Origin of the sequence: Buttiauxella cochleicola (assembly GCF_021282405.1) — a bacterium.
Lineage (GTDB): Bacteria > Pseudomonadota > Gammaproteobacteria > Enterobacterales > Enterobacteriaceae > Buttiauxella > Buttiauxella massiliensis.
On record NZ_JAJSOU010000017.1, the window covers coordinates 1 to 18,820 of the forward strand.

17 protein-coding genes are annotated in these 18,820 nt (G+C 48.7%); 8 read left to right on the top strand and 9 right to left on the bottom strand.

Annotated features, from left to right (window positions below; genetic code table 11):
• Nucleotides 1-146 precede the first annotated feature (146 nt).
• Nucleotides 147-626 carry an Hcp family type VI secretion system effector gene (locus LVQ79_RS19045; protein WP_232866139.1) on the bottom strand — a complete coding sequence of 160 codons (480 nt, stop codon included), beginning with the start codon at nt 624-626 and terminating at the stop codon, nt 147-149.
• 141 nt (nt 627-767) lie between these two features.
• Between LVQ79_RS19045 and LVQ79_RS22505 the strand changes: the two genes are divergently transcribed.
• The gene (locus LVQ79_RS22505; protein ID WP_255666911.1) at nt 768-896 is read left to right on the top strand and encodes a hypothetical protein; all 129 of its coding nucleotides are present in this window, start codon (nt 768-770) and stop codon (nt 894-896) included.
• A 75-nt stretch (nt 897-971) separates the two neighbouring features.
• On the opposite strand, the gene LVQ79_RS19050 is transcribed toward LVQ79_RS22505, so the two are convergent.
• From LVQ79_RS19050 to LVQ79_RS19070, 5 genes are all read right to left on the bottom strand, one after another.
• The gene (locus tag LVQ79_RS19050; RefSeq protein WP_232866141.1) at nt 972-1,544 is read right to left on the bottom strand and encodes a hypothetical protein; all 573 of its coding nucleotides are present in this window, start codon (nt 1,542-1,544) and stop codon (nt 972-974) included.
• Nucleotides 1,545-1,670: 126 nt separating this feature from the next.
• A complete protein-coding gene (locus LVQ79_RS19055) occupies nt 1,671-2,114 on the bottom strand; it encodes a hypothetical protein (RefSeq protein ID WP_232866143.1) in 444 nt (147 codons plus the stop codon).
• Between the two features lie 204 nt (nt 2,115-2,318).
• A complete protein-coding gene (locus LVQ79_RS19060) occupies nt 2,319-3,980 on the bottom strand; it encodes a carbohydrate porin (RefSeq protein ID WP_232866145.1) in 1,662 nt (553 codons plus the stop codon).
• Between the two features lie 71 nt (nt 3,981-4,051).
• Entirely contained in the window at nt 4,052-5,374 is a 1,323-nt protein-coding gene (locus LVQ79_RS19065; RefSeq protein ID WP_232866147.1) for a PTS sugar transporter subunit IIC, read from the bottom strand.
• A gap of 91 nt (nt 5,375-5,465) precedes the next feature.
• Nucleotides 5,466-5,780 (bottom strand): PTS sugar transporter subunit IIB, encoded by a 315-nt coding sequence (locus LVQ79_RS19070; RefSeq protein ID WP_232866149.1) that lies wholly within the window; start codon nt 5,778-5,780, stop codon nt 5,466-5,468.
• 195 nt (nt 5,781-5,975) lie between these two features.
• Between LVQ79_RS19070 and LVQ79_RS19075 the strand changes: the two genes are divergently transcribed.
• The 5 genes from LVQ79_RS19075 (at nt 5,976) to yacL (ending at nt 12,667) form a co-directional block, all read left to right on the top strand.
• On the top strand, nt 5,976-6,695 hold the full coding sequence (locus LVQ79_RS19075; RefSeq protein ID WP_232866150.1) for a GntR family transcriptional regulator: 720 nt from the start codon (nt 5,976-5,978) through the stop codon (nt 6,693-6,695).
• Nucleotides 6,696-6,967: 272 nt separating this feature from the next.
• Complete coding sequence (gene bglK, locus LVQ79_RS19080) at nt 6,968-7,858, top strand: beta-glucoside kinase BglK (protein ID WP_232866151.1); 891 nt, start codon at nt 6,968-6,970, stop codon at nt 7,856-7,858.
• A 14-nt stretch (nt 7,859-7,872) separates the two neighbouring features.
• Nucleotides 7,873-9,303 (top strand): 6-phospho-beta-glucosidase, encoded by a 1,431-nt coding sequence (locus LVQ79_RS19085; RefSeq protein ID WP_232866152.1) that lies wholly within the window; start codon nt 7,873-7,875, stop codon nt 9,301-9,303.
• Between the two features lie 248 nt (nt 9,304-9,551).
• Nucleotides 9,552-12,149, top strand: coding sequence for a bifunctional aconitate hydratase 2/2-methylisocitrate dehydratase (gene acnB / locus LVQ79_RS19090; RefSeq protein WP_232866153.1), 2,598 nt, complete (start codon nt 9,552-9,554; stop codon nt 12,147-12,149).
• 152 nt (nt 12,150-12,301) lie between these two features.
• On the top strand, nt 12,302-12,667 hold the full coding sequence (yacL, locus tag LVQ79_RS19095; protein WP_232866154.1) for a protein YacL: 366 nt from the start codon (nt 12,302-12,304) through the stop codon (nt 12,665-12,667).
• A gap of 85 nt (nt 12,668-12,752) precedes the next feature.
• Here the strand turns inward: yacL and LVQ79_RS19100 are convergent, their stop codons facing one another.
• Nucleotides 12,753-13,100: a YacC family pilotin-like protein gene (locus LVQ79_RS19100; RefSeq protein WP_134187024.1), complete on the bottom strand. Its 348-nt coding sequence runs from the start codon at nt 13,098-13,100 to the stop codon at nt 12,753-12,755.
• 144 nt (nt 13,101-13,244) lie between these two features.
• Here LVQ79_RS19100 and cueO point away from each other — a divergent pair, with 144 nt between their 5' ends.
• Nucleotides 13,245-14,822 (top strand): multicopper oxidase CueO, encoded by a 1,578-nt coding sequence (gene cueO, locus LVQ79_RS19105; protein ID WP_232866155.1) that lies wholly within the window; start codon nt 13,245-13,247, stop codon nt 14,820-14,822.
• A 76-nt stretch (nt 14,823-14,898) separates the two neighbouring features.
• Here cueO and LVQ79_RS19110 read toward each other — a convergent pair whose 3' ends face one another.
• Complete coding sequence (locus LVQ79_RS19110; RefSeq protein ID WP_255669168.1) at nt 14,899-17,313, bottom strand: glucose/quinate/shikimate family membrane-bound PQQ-dependent dehydrogenase; 2,415 nt, start codon at nt 17,311-17,313, stop codon at nt 14,899-14,901.
• Between the two features lie 160 nt (nt 17,314-17,473).
• Here LVQ79_RS19110 and hpt point away from each other — a divergent pair, with 160 nt between their 5' ends.
• Complete coding sequence (gene hpt / locus LVQ79_RS19115) at nt 17,474-18,010, top strand: hypoxanthine phosphoribosyltransferase (protein ID WP_064516264.1); 537 nt, start codon at nt 17,474-17,476, stop codon at nt 18,008-18,010.
• A gap of 55 nt (nt 18,011-18,065) precedes the next feature.
• Here the strand turns inward: hpt and can are convergent, their stop codons facing one another.
• Entirely contained in the window at nt 18,066-18,746 is a 681-nt protein-coding gene (gene can / locus LVQ79_RS19120) for a carbonate dehydratase (RefSeq protein ID WP_064516266.1), read from the bottom strand.
• Between the last annotated feature and the right edge of the window lie 74 nt (nt 18,747-18,820).

Here is an 18,820-nt window from a genome sequence, read left to right on the forward strand (position 1 = left end):
TTACAGCAACGCAGCGATGCTAAAACTCCCCTCGAGGCGTGAGCGTGAATATGCAAGGGAAGTGAGAGAAAAAAGGTCGAAATATCCCTTAAAAAACAATGCCGGTCACCTTAAGTGACCGGCATTACCCGAGCTGGGGGCTTTTTTCAGTAAGTGGCGTGGGTATTCCATTGGTCAGTATAAATAATATTGCCGTCGCAGTGCTTCCAGGTAATCTTCTCGTAATGAACCAGTATGGTTTCCAGGTGTGTGCCAGTGGCAGCGCTCGGAAACAGGTCGGGAGTAATGGACGTGATTTTCACGTTTTCCAGAATGATGTTGAAATATTCCCGCTCCATCCCAGTTTCATGGATGTTGTACATTTTTATCGTACCGGACTTGAGCACGTCGCCTCGGGTTAATGCCCGGTACAATAGCGGCGTAACCCTATCAAACTCCTTTTGAAACTGAATTGGTGCGTGAATGCGCGTACCCGTCAGTCGTCCTGTGTTGTAGTCGGTCGGGATGTTCACATTATGGGTGAGTGATTTCATTTCGATGGCACCTAAGCGCCCAACCACCAGCGAACCGCCAACCATAGGCGATCCGTTCTCATCCGTTAACCATAAGTAAGCTGGGTTAGACATATAAATTCCTTTTATTTGTTTTTGAATCTGGATTTGATTTTTTTAACTTTCCTCGGGTAGTCCGGGAATATACACAGCAAAACAATAGACGTGATAAATGTAAGTAATACGAAATATTCAGGAAAGAAATGCAGCCATATCATGCCGAAGCCTATCACCAGCGCAGGGAATATCACGCCGTCGATAAACATCGCAATTTCGATTTTAAACACCGAAATCCTCGCTCAAGAAGTCAGCCAGATCGTCCAGCGTGGCAAGCGCGCCGGATAAAGTCTTTTTAATCATTGGCTCAATAATTGGTTCGGCAAAATAATAGAGCATTTCCAGCTTTGCCTCATAGAGCGCTCAATAATAATCGGGGTACATCGCTTTAAGATGTCGTGCCGCCAGCGCGGCTTTTTGCTCCATGCCAAAATATTGCAGCCCAAACACAGCCTTTGGAGCCTTTGCCGCTATGCGCTCAACAACGATTTTAGACATAAGGTTAGAATGTGCCAGCGCCTGACTTGCCGCCTCAGAAAAAGCGTACCGGGTGCCTCCAGCAACTCTGATCTGAGTCAAAACGCCCGTTACCTTTCTGATAAAGTTTTGCGCCGAACCGCCCTCATTGCCATCTTTAACGTCTTTGCTTATTAGCTTGAAATATATAATCAGCATTTGAGCAATAACATCGCGGTATCTATATATCGAGTGAATGGAATAGACCATCCTTATTTCTTCTTTTTTTAGCTCCTGACACACATCGTTGTACTTTGGAATAAGGCATGATGAATACCAGCTTGCCCGCTCAACGCCTGAATATATATCTGAAGCCACACCTCTCGCTGATTGCATGACACCGCCAAAAGCGTTTTGAGCTGCCATAGCTAAATGTCTGTCGCTGGTATATTTTGCTCTCAATAAATCCGATGCCGACATACTGAATTATCTCCTTATAATTTTAGTTAGATTAAACCCTATATCCATCATGGACAATATGAGCTGGAGTTTTGAGATAATTCAGCGCACAAAAAGCCCCCAAAATGGAGGCTTTGATAGATAGATTTATTCCAGCTTAAAATCTTCATCAAAAGTATTAAAATCGCTTTCTACACTTTCGACTAAAAACATGTGCGCTATCCCTTCACGCAATGATGCAGGCGCGCCGTTTGCGGTCTGATACCCGCCACCGACTGAGCGCACTTCTAACAGTTTGTTGCGGTTAATCACCTGGTCTTGTTGGCTGGTTACCTTAACGCCTGCTGGACGGTCGCCACCACTCGGCGGTGTATATGCCGTACCCTTGCCACCAGCTTCAGCCGGGACGTTTGCTTTTCCATCGCCTTGCCAATCCATAGCGGCCCCGTATATGCGCGGGCGACGCGTATCGCCGTTGTAAGGGAAGTCTACCCACACGTGATCACCTTTTTGGTTAGGCGTGAATTGGTAGTTAAGCGGTAGCAGGTATTCAGCCCAGGGTAAATCCTCATCCGTTATACCCTCCATCATGCCCAATACTTTCAGCTGGCACTTATTGCCGTCATTCGGATCTACTGGGTTAACAACGATGGCGCGGAAATCTCCGTTTAATACATTAATCAGGATTTACTCTCTGTGCTGCTGGCATCAAGTGGCACAGCCAGAATGACGCGGTTAACGTAAAACGTGCTGCTCTCAAAGTGGGTCACGCGCTCCACAATATTTAGGGGATGATTACCACCAGACTTCTGCCTGAACTCCCGCCATAAATTCGTTATTGCTGTCGTCATTAAACTTGTACTGCGAAAGTTCGTTATCCTGGATGTTCAGGTAGGTGCCGTAGAAACGAATTTCCGGACGCGAACCCAGCAAACTTGGCCCGACTTTAAGTGCATGGTAAAGCGTCGTTTTAAATCCTGACTCTTTCAGGTTAACGCCTTGTTCCGTTTTGTTTTTCTGAGCAAACCAGCTTAGTTCCACACCGGTCTGATTCCAGGTATCCCAAATCCATGCCGGGCGGATCACCGCGCGCAGGCTATTGAAATCGCTGTGGGCACCGCTCTCATAACTGTAGACATCTTCACCGTGAGACCAGACTAACGCATTCGCCATAATGATTCGGTCTGCGAGGTACATCTCACCCTGAGAAATCAGACGCCAGGCAATGCCGTCGGAATGATCGCCGTAATAATAACGCCCTGCTGCCATCGAGTTACTGGCACCTGAGAAGTTGGCGAAGCTGCTGGCATAAGAGTTGTTGGCAACCTGGAGCGTGAACTCATTGAAGGCATCGCGTGGCAGATTCTGGCGCACGATGGCGGTCGTCATCCAGGTATCCTCCAGCTTGAAGAAGGAACCATTATCTTCATTGGATTTCTGATCGTCTGTTTTATTGGCAAACGCGTATTTGCCCATTAATGATAACGATCCGTCCTGCCACAGTGGGATATTGCGGTAGCGTAAATCCACGGAATTGGTGTTCATCTGCGTGGTGTGGCTGAAATCTCGCGAGTAAACGTCAACGTCATTACGACTCACGGATGCGTCCAATTGCCCCGGCCCAAGTTGCCAGTTCTGAATACCGACGGCTGCGGCAACATCGGTGGTGAGTGTCTTCCAGTCGAGCATCTGGATTTCATATTCTGGCAGTTTATGTTTACCTACCCAAAAATCAGCCTCTTGTGCAAACGGAAGGAAGCCCCGGGTGGTCAGGAAAATATCGCTAAATTGCAGAATATTTTCATTATCGCTGTCACCAAACCAGGCATCATTGTATTGCTCACCAACGTTACCGTCGTAGGTGACAATGGCGTTGGCGGTTTTACCGTCCTGGTTATAGACCCGCTGATTCAGGGTCAAGTCGAACCAACCGCTCATCTCGTTGCCAAAACGGCCGAGCGACCCTGCCGCATAGGTTTGTGCTGAGCCACGATTAGAAGCCGCCCAGCCTGAGCGGAAGTAACCCTGGTAGCTAAAGCCGATATCATCCTTAATAAACTTGCTGATATCTTTTAATGTGACGCTTTCTACGCGGGTTTTCCCTCCTTCGTGGTTAATTACCGCAACTTTCTGGGTGCCATTCACTGGTGTCGGAGACGAAACCTCACCCACGGGTTTATTCTCGTTCTCGATATTATCCGCAGCTGGTGATAATTCTGATTGAGTGACTTGAGCAATTTGCGGTGGTGTGTTTTTTTCTAAACTCGCCACTTTGTTTTTATAACTGGCTAATTCTTTCTGCGTTTTCTTTAGTTCAGTTTGGTTTTCTAATAATTGGTTTTCAAGAAGCTCAAGGCGCTGCTCAACGGTTAATTTAGCCGCCAGAACATTCGTTGAGGATAAAGCCAGAAGTATTGATAAAGACAATAAGCTAACCTTCAATGGTTTTGAATACATGTTATACCTCTAAATATAATTATTATTCTCCTTCAGTTTGGGAGACTGAAGGAGGGTAATTCAGACGATGATTACTGTGCTGCTTGTGCGGTGTTCACTTTGTTTGCCGCAATAACGAAAGGTAAATAAATTAATGTTGATATCGCCAGGCACAATATTCCCACAAAGAGTGCCAGCCAGTTTCCTCCTGTTCCGAAGAATGCGATTAACGGGCCGGGGGTTGTCCAGGGGACGGCATAAGCAATAGGTGGAATGATTTCCATGCTGACAAAGAAATATCCCACCAATGAATTAACAAATGGTACGGTAATAAATGGAATGATGAGTATTGGGTTCAAAACAACCGGTAAGCCAAAAATAATGGGCTCGTTAATATTAAATAATCCAGGAACGAAGGCCATTTTTGCCATGTCGCGATAATCGGCGCGGCGTGAGGCAATAAATATTGCTAACAGCAAGCCTAGTGTCATACCTGAGCCACCATAGTTGGCAAAGGCATCGTTTATGCCACCCCAGGTAATCGGGTAAGGCGCACCCCAGGTCGTCCCGTTAGATGCGGCAAATGATAAGTTTTCCAGATTGGCTTCAGAGAAAATGGTTTCACGAATCGCTGCGACCGTATTTGGCCCGTGGATCCCCAACACCCACAAGAAGTTCGCGACTACGCCAAGTATTAACACCGCAAAAATATTGGTACCCATATTTTTCAGCGGTGCCTGAATAAGTGTGTAAATAAGCTCATTCAGCCCATTTGGCGATATCTTCGTCAGGCAGTAGTTAACGACGGAGAAGAAAATCATCACGCAGAAAATCGGGATCAGTACCTTAAAGGAACGGGCCACTGCAGGAGGAACGGCATCTGGCATCGTGATGGTGATTTTAGGGTTACGCGAAAGACGGCAAAAAATCTCGCTGGTCAACATGGCGACAATAATGGCAACAAAAAGCCCCTGTGGCCCCAAATATTGGGTGGTTAAATACGCTTTCCCTCCTACCATTTGATAAGGCGTATAAACGACAAAGAAAGCGCCGATAGCCGTAAGTCCACAAAGTAAATCATCTTGCTGGTAGTTAATCGCAATATTTCGCGCAACCAGGAAGGCAATCATAATGGACATGATGTTGACGGAGCCATTCATGACTGGAGAAAATATTTTTTGCGCTTCGGCTAAATTGGGGAATAACGTTCCTAAATGCAATAGTGAAGCAATGAAACCATCGGGTGAAAGAATAGCAAAGTTAATTAAAACGATTAGCGAGCTTGCCATCACGATAGGAAATGACAAAATAAAGGCATCGCGAATGGCAGAAACATGTATCTGAGAATTTAATTTAATAGCAACCGGGACAAGGATTTTCTCCATGCCGCGTTCAAAAGTATCCATTAAACTCATGACGAGTCCCTTAGGGTTATGTATATATATGGGGGAACGAAAGTATGTAATTAATTACGGGGCATAACTTAATGTCCTAAAACAAAAAAGCTTAATGACTGGCAAGCATGGTTAACGCATTTTCTAACACGGTTTTTCCGTCCATTTGCCCGTAATGTTTCATATCGATGACGGCGACAGGTATTTTCCCCTGGGCTATTTCTTCTATTTCGCCTTTCTGAAAGCGCACCTGTGGCCCAAGAAGTACGATATCTGCTTCATTTTTCTTTATTCTGTCTTTTGCTTCAGAAATTGCCAGCGCGTTAATATTGACTTCAACGTTATTCGCAGCAGCATGTTCTTTCATACGTTTTACCAGCATGCTCGTGGACATCCCCGCAGCACAAACCAATAATATATTTTTCATTTCGATCCTCTTAATATAGGTTGATGTTCAGTGCGAGGTAACTTAATGAATATTCACTAAAGCATCTGCAATTTTGATCACAGTTAGTAAGGGCTGAGTTGTTTAATATGGCCTCTATAAATGAACGTGTGATTGGCTGTAACAACCAGAAATAATATAACTTAGTGATTCTTAAAGAATTGTAGAGGTGCAAAAGTGGTTTACAAAGATGTTGTCAATGTACTAAAAAACAAAATTAGCAGTCCAGCGTACAGCATTGGCGATATTCTCCCGTCGGAAAAGGAACTGGCGGAGTACTGCAATGTCTCCCGCAATACGTTGCGTAAAGCGTTAAAAGTCCTGGAGGAAGAAGAATTAATTGAGCGTAGACACGGCTCAGGAACCTATTTACGCAACAAGCATTTCCAGGCTTTTGTCACCCATCTGGATAGCTTTACGGAAATTGCCCGTAGCGAAGGGAAAAAGCCCACCAGCCAGGTGTTGAGATTTGAGTTGCAGGCCGCATCAGAAGATATCGCCATCCGTTTGCAACTGGCTACCGGTGAACCCGTATATTATTCAAAGCGGCTACGCCATATTGATAACGTGCCGATGCAACTTGAAGAAACCTGGCTTTCCGTCAATCGCTTTCCTGATCTGACGGTTAATCACATGAAGAAATCAAAATTTTCTTACATTGAAGACGAATGTCAGGTCGTCATTCAGGGCTGCTATGAGTCGTTTCAACCCGTGCTGCCTTCCCCGGAAATAGCCAAAATGCTGCATATCAGCGTTCGTGATCCCATTATTAAAATGGAGACGCAATCGATAGACGAAGAAAACAGCCCCATCGATTATTCGATTCTTTACACCAACGTGTTTGAGTTTCAGGTGAAATATTTCTTGCCTCGTAAGATGACCCAGGCCGAAAAATGATCCTGAACAGGGGCGTTAATTCCGATCATCGATCACAATTCCCGGTAAAAAAGTTGTTCATAAATCCAGTAATAAATGCACATCTCGCCATGATTATTTGACACGTAGCCACAAGCCTCTTGCGTGCTGGCTTTCTAAAGAGGTTCAAAAGTGGTTTAAGCGTTATTGGGTTGCGGTTTGCTAATTGAAGGACTGGTTTATAAGATTGATTTCGTCTCCACGCTCGATAATAAAAATAACCTGGAACGACTCATTATTAAGGAACGAACCGCATGAAAATTGCTGCATTTGATATCGGTGGTACGGCGCTAAAAATGGGCGTTATTGCCTCAGATGGAGAAGTTCTGGAGAAGGGAAAACAGCCGATTAGTCATAGCGACGGTGAACAGATTTTGCAGGCCATTGTTAAATGGATTGCGGCACATCCGGAATGCGAAGGAATAGCAATCAGCGCTCCAGGTTACGTGAACCCGCATACCGGCTTTATCTCGATGGGCGGGGCGATCCGCAAGTTCGATAATTTCGCTATCAAAACGTGGCTCGAAGAACAAACCCAGCTGCCTGTCGCCATTGAAAACGATGCAAATTGCGTACTGCTTGCTGAGCGCTGGCAGGGCAAGGCGGCTGAGATGGCCAACTTTCTGGTGCTGACCATTGGAACGGGTATCGGCGGTGCAATTTTCTGCAATAACCAACTGGTGCATGGGGCGCGTTTTCGAGCGGGGGAGTTCGGTTACATGCTGACTGAACGTGCCGGCCCGCGCGATGTCCCTCACTACACGATGAATGGAACCTGCACCATGCGCGTGCTGCGTCAGCACTACGCTGATTACGCAGCCAGGCCGCTGGAAGAGGTGACCGGTGAAGACGTTTTCGATGGTTATGACGCTGGCGATGTGGTTTGTCAGCGTCTGGTCGCAGAGTTCTTTAACGGTATTGGGACGGGTCTTTATAACCTCGTCAATTTATTCGATCCGCAAACGATTCTGGTGGGTGGCGGCATTGTCGAACGCCCGGGGTTTCTTGCGCTGCTCCGCGAACATCTGGCCTGGTTCGGTATCGGCGAGTTTGTCGATACCGTCAGCCATGGCAATGACGCCGGACTTATCGGGGCGGTCTACCATTTCAATCAGCAATACCGGTCGCAAACTCGCGATCTCTAATTGAGGGAAAGAATATGTCCGGATTTAAAGATGGATTTCTATGGGGCGGCGCGGTTGCAGCTCATCAGTTGGAAGGTGGCTGGAAAGAGGGCGGGAAGGGGATAAGCGTTGCTGATGTCATGACTGCTGGCGCTCACGGTGTGCCACGCGAAATTACCGACGGCGTGCTGCCGGGCAAAAATTACCCTAACCACGACGCGATAGATTTCTACCACCGCTATAAAGACGATATTCAGTTGTTTGCCGAGATGGGCTTTAAATGTTTCCGCACCTCGATTGCCTGGACGCGTATCTTCCCGCTTGGTGATGAGTTAGAGCCTAATGAAGCAGGTCTGCGATTTTACGACGACCTGTTCGACGAGTGCCTGAAGCACGGTATCGAGCCGGTGATTACCCTTTCGCATTTCGAGATGCCTTATCACTTAGTGACCGAATACGGCGGCTGGCGCAACCGCAAGCTGATCGATTTCTTCGTGCGTTTTGCCAAAGTGGTATTCACCCGCTATCAGCACAAAGTGAAGTACTGGATGACCTTTAACGAGATCAACAACCAGGCTAACTTCCACGAAGACTTTGCACCGTTTACTAACTCGGGTCTGAAATATCAGCCGGGCGAAGATCGCGAGCCGGTGATGTTCCAGGCCGCGCACTACGAGCTGGTCGCCAGCGCGCTGGCCGTGAAAGCAGCGCGTGAGATCAATCCCGATCTGCTGGTAGGCTGCATGATCGCAATGTGCCCAATCTACCCGTTGAGCTGTGCGCCTAACGATATGATGATGGCGATGAACGCCATGCACCGTCGTTACTGGTTTACTGACGTTCACGTGCGCGGCACGTACCCTAAACATCTGCTCAATTATTTTGAACGCCGTGGTTTCGAGCTGGATATCACCGATGAAGACCTCGCAGATCTGAAACAGGGTTGTGTCGATTACATCGGCTTTAGCTATTACATGTCGTTTGCCACCAAAGCCACCGACGACAACCCGCAGCTGGATTACGACGAATCCAAAAGCCTGGTTTCAAATCCGCACGTTAAAAAATCAGACTGGGGTTGGCAGATTGATCCGGTAGGGCTTCGCTACTCACTGAACTGGTTCTGGGATCATTATCAACTGCCGTTGTTTATCGTTGAAAATGGCTTTGGAGCGATTGATGTTCAGGGAAGCGATGGCGTGGTGGATGATCAGTACCGCATCGACTATATGTCTGCTCATATCGCCGAGATGAAAAAAGCGGTAGTTGAGGACGGCGTTGACCTGATGGGTTACACCCCGTGGGGATGTATTGACCTGGTTTCTGCAGGAACCGGTGAGATGAAAAAGCGTTACGGCTTAATCTACGTAGATAAAGATAACGAAGGTAATGGAACGCTGGAGCGCAGCCGCAAAAAATCTTTCGCCTGGTATCAGCAGGTGATTAAGTCTAACGGCGAACAACTGTAACTCTTCTTATTTATTCTGTGTAAATGGTGGATGACGCTGCTTATCCACCTTACAAAACCCTCTCATTTTGCCCTTAACGATTCAGCAAGTATTTAATGTTGCTTTTTTGTAAACACATTCACCCCCCCTGAAAATCCTGCTATGCTGCCCGTCGCGGTACCGGGCATTTACCCTACAAACTGCTGTCTCACAGGAGCGTGAAGAGAATAGCCGGAACCGAAATGACAATGAGAGCGAGGAGAACCGTCGTGCTAGAAGAATACCGTAAGCACGTAGCCGAACGTGCTGCAGATGGGATTGTTCCAAAACCTTTAGAAGCATCCCAAATGGCCGCACTGGTCGAGCTGCTGAAATCCCCGCCAGCGGGTGAAGAAGAATTCCTTTTAGATCTTATTACCAATCGTGTTCCGCCAGGCGTTGATGAAGCCGCCTACGTTAAAGCCGGTTTCCTGGCTGCTATCACCAAAGGTGAAGCCACTTCCCCGTTAATCTCCCCTGAGAAAGCTGTAGAACTGCTTGGCACCATGCAAGGCGGCTACAACATTCATCCGCTGATTGACGCGCTGGATAACGAAAAACTGGCCGCGATTGCGGGCAAAGCGCTGTCTCACACGCTGCTGATGTTCGATAACTTCTACGACGTAGAAGAGAAAGCCAAAGCGGGTAACGTTCACGCGCAAAAAGTGCTGAAATCCTGGGCTGATGCCGAATGGTTCCTGTCTCGTCCAAAACTGGCTGAGAAAATCACTGTTACCGTTTTTAAAGTCACCGGCGAAACTAACACCGATGACTTGTCTCCAGCTCCAGATGCCTGGTCACGCCCGGATATCCCTCTGCATGCGTTAGCGATGCTGAAAAACGCCCGCGAAGGTATCGAGCCGGATCAACCTGGTAGTGTTGGCCCAATCAAACAGATCGAAGCGCTGAACAAAAAAGGTTTCCCTCTGGCTTATGTGGGCGACGTTGTTGGTACCGGTTCTTCGCGTAAATCTGCGACGAACTCCGTGCTGTGGTTCATGGGCGATGACATCCCGAACGTGCCGAACAAGCGTGGCGGCGGTGTGGTGCTTGGTGGCAAAATCGCGCCAATCTTCTTTAACACTATGGAAGATGCGGGTGCGTTGCCAATCGAAGTTGACGTAAACGACCTGAATATGGGCGATGTTATTGACATCTATCCATACAAAGGCGAAGTGCGTAACCACGAAACCAACGAAGTTATCGCTAACTTTGAGCTGAAAACTGACGTGTTGCTGGATGAAGTCCGTGCTGGTGGCCGTATTCCGTTGATCATTGGTCGCGGTCTGACGACTAAAGCGCGTGAAGCGCTGGATCTGCCACGTAGCGAAGTGTTTGTTCAGGCTAAAGATGTAGTAGCCAGTACTCGCGGCTTCTCTCTGGCGCAGAAAATGGTTGGCCGCGCTTGTGGCGTGGAAGGTATTCGTCCGAACCAGTACTGCGAACCAAAAATGACTTCTGTTGGTTCTCAGGACACCACCGGGCCAATGACCCGTGATGAGCTGAAAGACCTCGCATGCCTGGGCTTCTCAGCTGACCTGGTAATGCAGTCCTTCTGCCATACTGCGGCTTATCCAAAGCCTGTAGATGTTAATACTCACCATACACTGCCTGACTTCATTATGAACCGTGGCGGCGTGTCGCTGCGTCCGGGTGATGGTGTTATCCACTCGTGGCTGAACCGCATGCTGCTGCCTGATACCGTCGGTACTGGCGGTGACTCGCATACCCGTTTCCCAATCGGTATATCCTTCCCGGCAGGTTCTGGCCTGGTGGCATTTGCTGCGGCAACGGGTGTGATGCCACTGGATATGCCTGAGTCTGTTCTGGTGCGCTTTAAAGGCAAAATGCAGCCGGGTATTACGCTGCGCGACCTGGTTCACGCGATCCCACTGTATGCCATCAAACAAGGCCTGCTGACTGTTGAGAAGAAAGGTAAGAAAAACATCTTCTCTGGCCGCATCCTGGAAATCGAAGGTCTGCCAACCCTGAAAGTAGAGCAAGCGTTTGAGCTGACCGATGCTTCCGCTGAGCGTTCAGCTGCTGGTTGTACCATCAAGTTGGATCGCGAGCCGATCGAAGAGTATCTGAGCTCTAACATTGTGCTCCTGAAGTGGATGATCGCAGAAGGTTACGGCGATCGTCGTACGCTTGAGCGCCGTATCCAGGGCATGGAAAAATGGCTGGCCGATCCTCAGTTGATGGAAGCCGATGCTGATGCGGAATACGCAGAAATCATCGAAATCGATCTGAATGACATCAAAGAGCCAATTCTTTGTGCGCCAAACGATCCTGACGACGCGCGTCTGCTGTCTGATGTCGCCGGCGAGAAAATCGATGAAGTATTTATCGGTTCTTGCATGACCAACATCGGCCACTTCCGTGCGGCGGGTAAACTGCTCGATAGCCACAAAGGCCAGTTACCAACTCGTCTATGGGTTGCGCCACCAACGCGTATGGATGCCGCTCAGTTAACTGAAGAAGGCTACTACAGCGTGTTTGGTAAGAGTGGTGCGCGTATCGAAATCCCTGGCTGTTCACTGTGCATGGGTAACCAGGCGCGTGTGGCAGACGGTTCAACCGTGGTTTCAACGTCTACCCGTAACTTCCCTAACCGTTTAGGCACTGGTGCGAACGTGTTCCTGGCTTCCGCAGAACTGGCCGCAGTGGCATCACTGCTGGGCAAACTGCCAACGCCTGACGAGTACCAGACCTTTATGGCGCAGGTGGATAAGACGGCGGTTGATACTTACCGTTACCTGAACTTCGACAAACTTTCTCAGTACACCGAGAAAGCTGACGGCGTGATTTTCCAGACTGCGGTATAACATTTACCCAATCTGCGACAAGGGAGGCTTAGGCCTCCCTTTTTATTTGCCACGCTCGTGCCTGAACGCTGTTTTTCGACGACTTTGCTGCGATACTTACTCTATACGCTAAGGGGTACTGTATTTCCCCGGGCAGGGTAGAGGAAAACACCATGGAATATGAATTTTTGCGCGATGTCACCGGGCGGGTGTTAGTGCGTATGTCGATGGGTCATGAAGTCGTGGGCCATTGGTTTAACGAAGAAGTGAAAGATAATCTCGGCTTGCTTGATGAAGTAGAAGAAGCGGCAAACTCAGTCAAAGGCAGTGAACGCCAGTGGCAACGTGTCGGGCATGAATACACTGTGTTGCTCGATGGAGAAGAAGTGATGATCCGCGCCAATCAGCTGGAAATTTCAGGTGATGAAATGGAAGAAGGGATGAACTACTACGATGAAGAGAGTTTGTCATTCTGCGGCGTTGAGGATTTTATGCAGGTTGTGAACGCATACCGAGAGTTTATCGCACAGAACCGATAGCTTGTTTTCAAAGCAGTGCCCCAAAAGCCTGTGTGAAGACTTTTGGGACGGCATAACTTTCCGCAAAGGGCTGTGGAAGTTCGGGCTATTTCACGTAGGCGAGCAAGCTGAGCGAGTCCCGGGCAAGGGATTTGCATTTCTTGGCAGTCGGAATGGCAATACCGCTTAAATCACGATAGCTATCTTCGCCAAGCGCCTTCATGTTGAAGGTGTCGTAGTTGCTCAAATCCCACTGGTTTTGCTGGGCAAAAAAGACCAATGCGCGGCGAATTTGTCCGTTAGGCAGGTTTTGGTAGCCACAATCATTTTTCAGGAACACAAATACCGCAGTAAGATCGGCCATATCTTCTGCTTCAGACTCGCTAAGTGCCTGACTGCTGGTGGAAAAAGCCAGCAACAAACCCAGCATTAACGCCCTAACTCCCATCTTCATCACATCTACCACTTTTTATCAGATACGAAACGGTAACACAGTTAAATGAGACACGACGAGAATTATTATCTGCTCTAAACTTGACCTTCCTGTAAGGGCAGGGTTTATGCTTAATGGCACGCCTGCAACCTAAAGGAATTGAATATGCATCGCCGTGATTTTCTAAAATATTCTGCTGCCATTGGTGCGTTTAGCGCCTTACCGCTCTGGAGTAAAGCGGCACTGGCCGCTGATAGACCCGCACTACCGATCCCCGGAATTCTCGCCCCTGATGCAAAGAATAGCATTCGTTTAGCTGTACAAGCGGGCAAAAGTACATTCAATGGAAAAACTGCAACGACCTGGGGCTATAACGGCAACTTGCTAGGACCTGCTTTGCAACTGACTCAGGGCGAAGAGGTCACCGTTGAGATTAATAATAACCTCACGGAAGAAACCACCGTTCACTGGCATGGTTTAGAAGTTCCCGGTGATGTTGACGGTGGGCCACAAGGCGTAATTGCCGCAGGTGGTAAACGCTCCGTGAAATTTACTCCGCAACAACGCGCTGCAACGTGTTGGTTCCACCCACATCAGCATGGCAAAACAGGCCATCAGGTTGCGATGGGACTCGCAGGGTTGGTATTAATCGATGATAAAGAAAGTCGCGCGCTACGCTTACCAAAACAGTGGGGTATCGATGATGTCCCGCTGATTATCCAGGACAAACGCTTTGCTGCCGATGGGCAAATTGATTATCAGCTAGACGTAATGAGTGCCGCAGTAGGTTGGTTTGGTGACACTCTGCTGTGCAATGGTGCGGTTTATCCTCAACATGCCAACCCACGTGGTTGGTTGCGTTTGCGTTTACTCAATGGTTGTAATGCGCGTTCGCTCAATATTGCAGCTAGCGATAACCGCCCGCTATACGTGATTGGCAGTGATGGTGGCTTACTCGCGGAGCCAGTGAAAGTCACTGAACTCCCAATGCTGATGGGTGAGCGTTTCGAAGTGCTGGTGGATACGAGCGACGGTAAAGCGTTTGATATCGTCACGCTGCCAGTCAAACAAATGGGTATGACGGTTGAGCCTTTCGACAAACCCCAGCCCGTTGTGCACATTCAGCCACTGATTATTGCGGCATCCGGCGAAATGCCAGACAAATTGGTTACCGTCCCGGCTCTGCCAAATATTGAAGGGATCACCGAGCGCTGGCTGCAACTGATGATGGACCCGATGCTAGATATGATGGGGATGCAGGCGCTGATGGACAAATATGGTCAGCAGGCAATGGCGGGTATGAACATGGCCGGGCATGGCAACATGGGTAATATGGGCCAGATGGATCATGGGAAGATGAACCATGGCGGAATGAACCACGGTAAGCAGGGCTTCGATTTCCATAATGCCAACAAGATTAACGGCAAAGCATTTGATATGAACACGCCAGCCTTTACGGCTGAAAAAGGCAAATACGAGAAATGGACGATTTCCGGTGAGGGCGACATGATGCTTCACCCATTCCATATTCACGGTACGCAGTTCCGTATTTTGAGCGAAAACGGTAAGCCGGTTGAAAAACATCGGCAAGGCTGGAAGGACACTGTTCGCGTGGAAGGTGGGCGCAGTGAAGTGTTGGTGAAGTTCGATCATGCGGCTTCTAAAGAGCAGGCGTATATGGCGCACTGCCATCTGCTGGAACATGAAGACACCGGTATGATGCTTGGCTTTACGGTGGCGTAAAAAAGGCGGATGAACAGAAGTCTGTTCATCCGCCAGTTTCGTAGGTCGGATAAGTGCTGCGCTATCCGACAGTTTTTTACTTAGCGTCGTCCGGTAACGCGTACGCTACGATATAGTCACCCATCTTGGTTCCGAAGGAGCCATGGCCCCCCGCAGAAATCACGACGTACTGTTTACCATTCGCTTCATAGGTCATCGGTGTTGCCTGGCCACCAGCTGGCAAACGCGCTTCCCACAATTTCTCACCATTGCTCATGTTATAAGCACGCAGGTAGTTATCTGCGGTTGCGCCAATAAACAGAACATTACCTGCGGTAGAAATTGGGCCACCCAGCATTGGCATCCCCATTTTAAATGGCAGAGGAAGTGGCGAGCTGTCGCGCACGGTACCAATACGTTTTTTCCATACCACTTCGTTGGTTTTCAAATCGACCGCAGAGATGTAGCCCCATGCCGGCTGCTTACACGGTAAGCCAAACGGAGAGAGGAACGGATTAAGCGTTACGCCATACGGCACGCCATACTGCGGCTGAATGCCTGTTTCTGTGCCAGACCCTTTAGCGTCTTTCGGCGGCTCCATCGGGTTGCCTGGGCCACGTGGCATCAGTTTAGATACAAACGGCAGTGCCATTGGGTTGGCAATTGCCACCTGGCGGTTAGGATCAACGGAAATCCCACCCCACTCGAACATCCCCAGGTTACCTGGGAACACCAGCGTGCCTTGCTCTGACGGTGGTGTGAAAATGCCTTCATAACGCAGTTTATGGAAGATGATGCGACAAACCATTTGGTCATAAAGGGTCGCTCCCCACATATCCGCGCCGCTCAGGTCTTTCTTCGGACGGAAACTCAAATCCGAGAACGGCTGAGTTGGCGTCACGTAATCACCTTTTGCAGCACCTTGTGGAACAGGTTTTTCCGGAGCCGGAACTACCAGCTTGCCGTCACGACGGTCGAGCACAAAGATGTTACCGGTTTTCGCAGGCGCGTAGATAACCGGAACGGTTTCGCCTTTAACCGTAATATCCGCAAGCGTCGGCTGCGATGGCATATCCATATCCCACAGGTCGTGATGAACTGTTTGATATGACCAGGCCAGTTTCCCGGTGGTCGCGTTCAGTGCCACGATGCTGCTGGCATAACGCTCTTGCTCCGGCGTGCGGTTGCCGCCCCAAATATCGGGTGTGGTAACACCCATCGGCAGGTACACCAAATCTAACTTCGCGTCATAGGCCGCTGGTGCCCAGGAGTTTGGTGAGTTAATGGTGTAATGATGCTCATCACCAGGGATGGTGTTGGGATCTTTAGCACCAGGATCGAATGCCCACAGCAATTTACCGCTGTTCACATCAAAGCCACGGATCACACCAGACGGCTCGCGAGTGGAGTAGTTATCGGTGACCGCACCGGCAATCACGATAACTTTATCGGTGATAATCGGAGGTGAAGTCGGTTCGTACATGCCAGGCGTCGTGACCGGCATGTTGGTTTGCAGATTCAGGATGCCTTTGTTAGCAAAGCTTTCGCAAAGCTTGCCGTTATCGGCATTAATGGCAAACAGACGTCCGTCATTCACAGGAAGAATGATACGACGTGGGCAATCTGAAACGACATCAGGAGTTGCGTTATCCGCTGTGGCTTCATGGTAAGAAACACCACGGCAAGTCACGTGCTGGAACGAAGGATTCGTATCCAGACGAGGGTCAAATTTCCACTTCTGTTTACCGGTAGTCGCATCCAGCGCAAACAGCTGTTGGTGTGCGGTACACAAGTAAAGCGTGTCACGGATTTTAATCGGAGTGACTTCGTTGGTGATTTCACCCGGATCGCTTGGGCGTTTCACATCGCCAGTCTGGAAACGCCACGCTTCTTTAAGCTGGCCGACGTTTTTATCGTTGATCTGCTTTAAAGGAGAGTAGCGTTGGCCTTCCTGATTACGACCATATGCTGGCCAGTCGGCATCAGGAATGGTTGATGAAGTGGCCGTTGGCGTTGTTGCATCCGCACTCAGCGTGCCATTGATTTCTTGCGGATCGTTAAATACCGCCCAGGCCAGGGCCACAACGGTAATCGCCAGCACCGCACCAAGGGCCGGAGCCGCACCTGCAGTGGGTAAAATCAGATGACGATAAACAAATGGCAGTAGCAGCCATACGCCGAAGAAGAACAGAACGTCTAAACGTGGTGTTAATGCCCAGAAATCAAAACCAACTTCCCAGACAGACCACGCCACGGTGCAAAGCAGTAGTGCAGCATAGAGCCACAGGGCCAGAGCTTTGCGTTGCCAAAGTAACCATGCGGTGATTAACATCACCACCCCTGCAATTGGGTAGTACCAGGACCCACCAATTGCCACTAACCATATCCCGCCAATTAATAAATACAGTCCAGTCAGTACCGCAAACAGGACTGTTAAGGTTGCGATTACCCGCGAACCTGAGTTATTTGTTTTCACAATTATCACGCTCTTAAAAGTTTGATAGCAATTCATTATAGTTATTAACAAGTGTGAGATTCATCACATAAATGGCTTTTTTACCAATTGGGCACGGGAATGGGTTTTGCTGTTATACTGCTGGCCTGAATATTTTGTGTTGGTTAAAATCTAACCAACATCGAATGATTTATTTTTAAATCATATGGTTATAACTATGAAACATACTGTTGAAGTGATGATCCCCGAAGCGGAGATCAAAGCCCGTATCGCTGAATTGGGTCGTGAGATCACTGAACATTATCGTGATAGCGGTAGTGATATGGTGCTGGTTGGCTTGCTGCGTGGCTCATTTATGTTCATGGCGGACCTGTGCCGTGAAGTGCAAGTGCCCCACGAAGTGGATTTTATGACCGCATCCAGTTATGGCAGCGGCATGTCGACCACCCGCGATGTGAAAATCCTGAAAGATCTCGATGAGGATATCCGCGGCAAAGACGTGCTGATCGTCGAAGATATTATCGACTCTGGTAATACACTGAGCAAAGTCCGTGAGATTCTTAGCCTGCGTGAACCAAAATCACTGGCCATTTGTACGCTGCTGGATAAACCAGAGCGCCGCGAAGTGGAAGTGAATGTTGAGTGGGTTGGTTTCGCTATTCCTGATGAGTTCGTAGTGGGTTACGGCATTGATTACGCTCAGCGTTATCGCCATCTGCCATACGTTGGTAAAGTGGTTCTGCTGGACGAGTAAGTCTTTTGCTACATCCATTAAAAAAGGGCCTTTAAGGCCCTTTTTGCTATCAGCATTACTGCGAAGGTGTTCTATTCTTGTGGCTGCGATGGGAGTTCTGGAGGTTCGAAATCCCGCTGCGGTAACCTTGCTCCAGTGATTCGCGACTGGTGGCGGTGACTTCCAGGTCACGCAAGCGTCCATCGTGAATACCGTAAGCCCAACCGTGGACAGTGACTTTCTGCCCGCGTTTCCATGCGGATTGCATAATGGTTGAATGGCCAAGGTTATAAACCTGCTCCATCACATTGAGCTCGCAAAGTGTATCCAGACGCTGTTCCGGTGGGAGTTCTCCCAGTAGCGAACTATGCTTGAACCAGATATCGCGGATATGCAGCAGCCAGTTGTTAATTAGCCCTAAATCCGGGTTTTCAACCGCCGCTTGTACACCACCGCACCCGTAGTGACCGCAAATGATTATGTGTTCAACTTCCAGAACATCTACCGCGTACTGCACTACAGAAAGGCAATTTAAATCCGTATGAATGACCAGGTTTGCCACATTACGGTGAACAAATAACTCTCCAGGCTCAAGGCCAGTCAGACGTTCAGCTGGTACGCGACTATCAGAACAGCCAATCCACAAGAAGCGAGGTTTTTGGGCCTGAGACAAACGTTCGAAAAAGCCCGGGTCTTCGTCCTCCATCAGTTTTGACCAGACCTGGTTATTGCTGATGAGGGTATCAATGTCTTTCATGGAGGTTAACAACCTGTAACGGATGAAGTGCGTTGAGGTAATATAGGGCAACTGATTGTGCAACTGAAATAATT

Bases quoted from the DNA above. Each gene is read 5' to 3' on its own strand.
- LVQ79_RS19045 (WP_232866139.1), bottom strand. From the start codon at position 626: ATGTCTAACCCAGCTTACTTATGGTTAACGGATGAGAACGGATCGCCT.
- LVQ79_RS22505 (WP_255666911.1), top strand. From the start codon at position 768: ATGCCGAAGCCTATCACCAGCGCAGGGAATATCACGCCGTCGATAAAC.
- LVQ79_RS19050 (WP_232866141.1), bottom strand. From the start codon at position 1,544: ATGTCGGCATCGGATTTATTGAGAGCAAAATATACCAGCGACAGACAT.
- LVQ79_RS19055 (WP_232866143.1), bottom strand. From the start codon at position 2,114: ATGATGGAGGGTATAACGGATGAGGATTTACCCTGGGCTGAATACCTG.
- LVQ79_RS19060 (WP_232866145.1), bottom strand. From the start codon at position 3,980: ATGTATTCAAAACCATTGAAGGTTAGCTTATTGTCTTTATCAATACTT.
- LVQ79_RS19065 (WP_232866147.1), bottom strand. From the start codon at position 5,374: ATGAGTTTAATGGATACTTTTGAACGCGGCATGGAGAAAATCCTTGTC.
- LVQ79_RS19070 (WP_232866149.1), bottom strand. From the start codon at position 5,780: ATGAAAAATATATTATTGGTTTGTGCTGCGGGGATGTCCACGAGCATG.
- bglK (WP_232866151.1), top strand. From the start codon at position 6,968: ATGAAAATTGCTGCATTTGATATCGGTGGTACGGCGCTAAAAATGGGC.
- LVQ79_RS19085 (WP_232866152.1), top strand. From the start codon at position 7,873: ATGTCCGGATTTAAAGATGGATTTCTATGGGGCGGCGCGGTTGCAGCT.
- yacL (WP_232866154.1), top strand. From the start codon at position 12,302: ATGGAATATGAATTTTTGCGCGATGTCACCGGGCGGGTGTTAGTGCGT.
- LVQ79_RS19100 (WP_134187024.1), bottom strand. From the start codon at position 13,100: ATGAAGATGGGAGTTAGGGCGTTAATGCTGGGTTTGTTGCTGGCTTTT.
- cueO (WP_232866155.1), top strand. From the start codon at position 13,245: ATGCATCGCCGTGATTTTCTAAAATATTCTGCTGCCATTGGTGCGTTT.
- LVQ79_RS19110 (WP_255669168.1), bottom strand. From the start codon at position 17,313: ATGAATTGCTATCAAACTTTTAAGAGCGTGATAATTGTGAAAACAAAT.
- hpt (WP_064516264.1), top strand. From the start codon at position 17,474: ATGAAACATACTGTTGAAGTGATGATCCCCGAAGCGGAGATCAAAGCC.
- can (WP_064516266.1), bottom strand. From the start codon at position 18,746: ATGAAAGACATTGATACCCTCATCAGCAATAACCAGGTCTGGTCAAAA.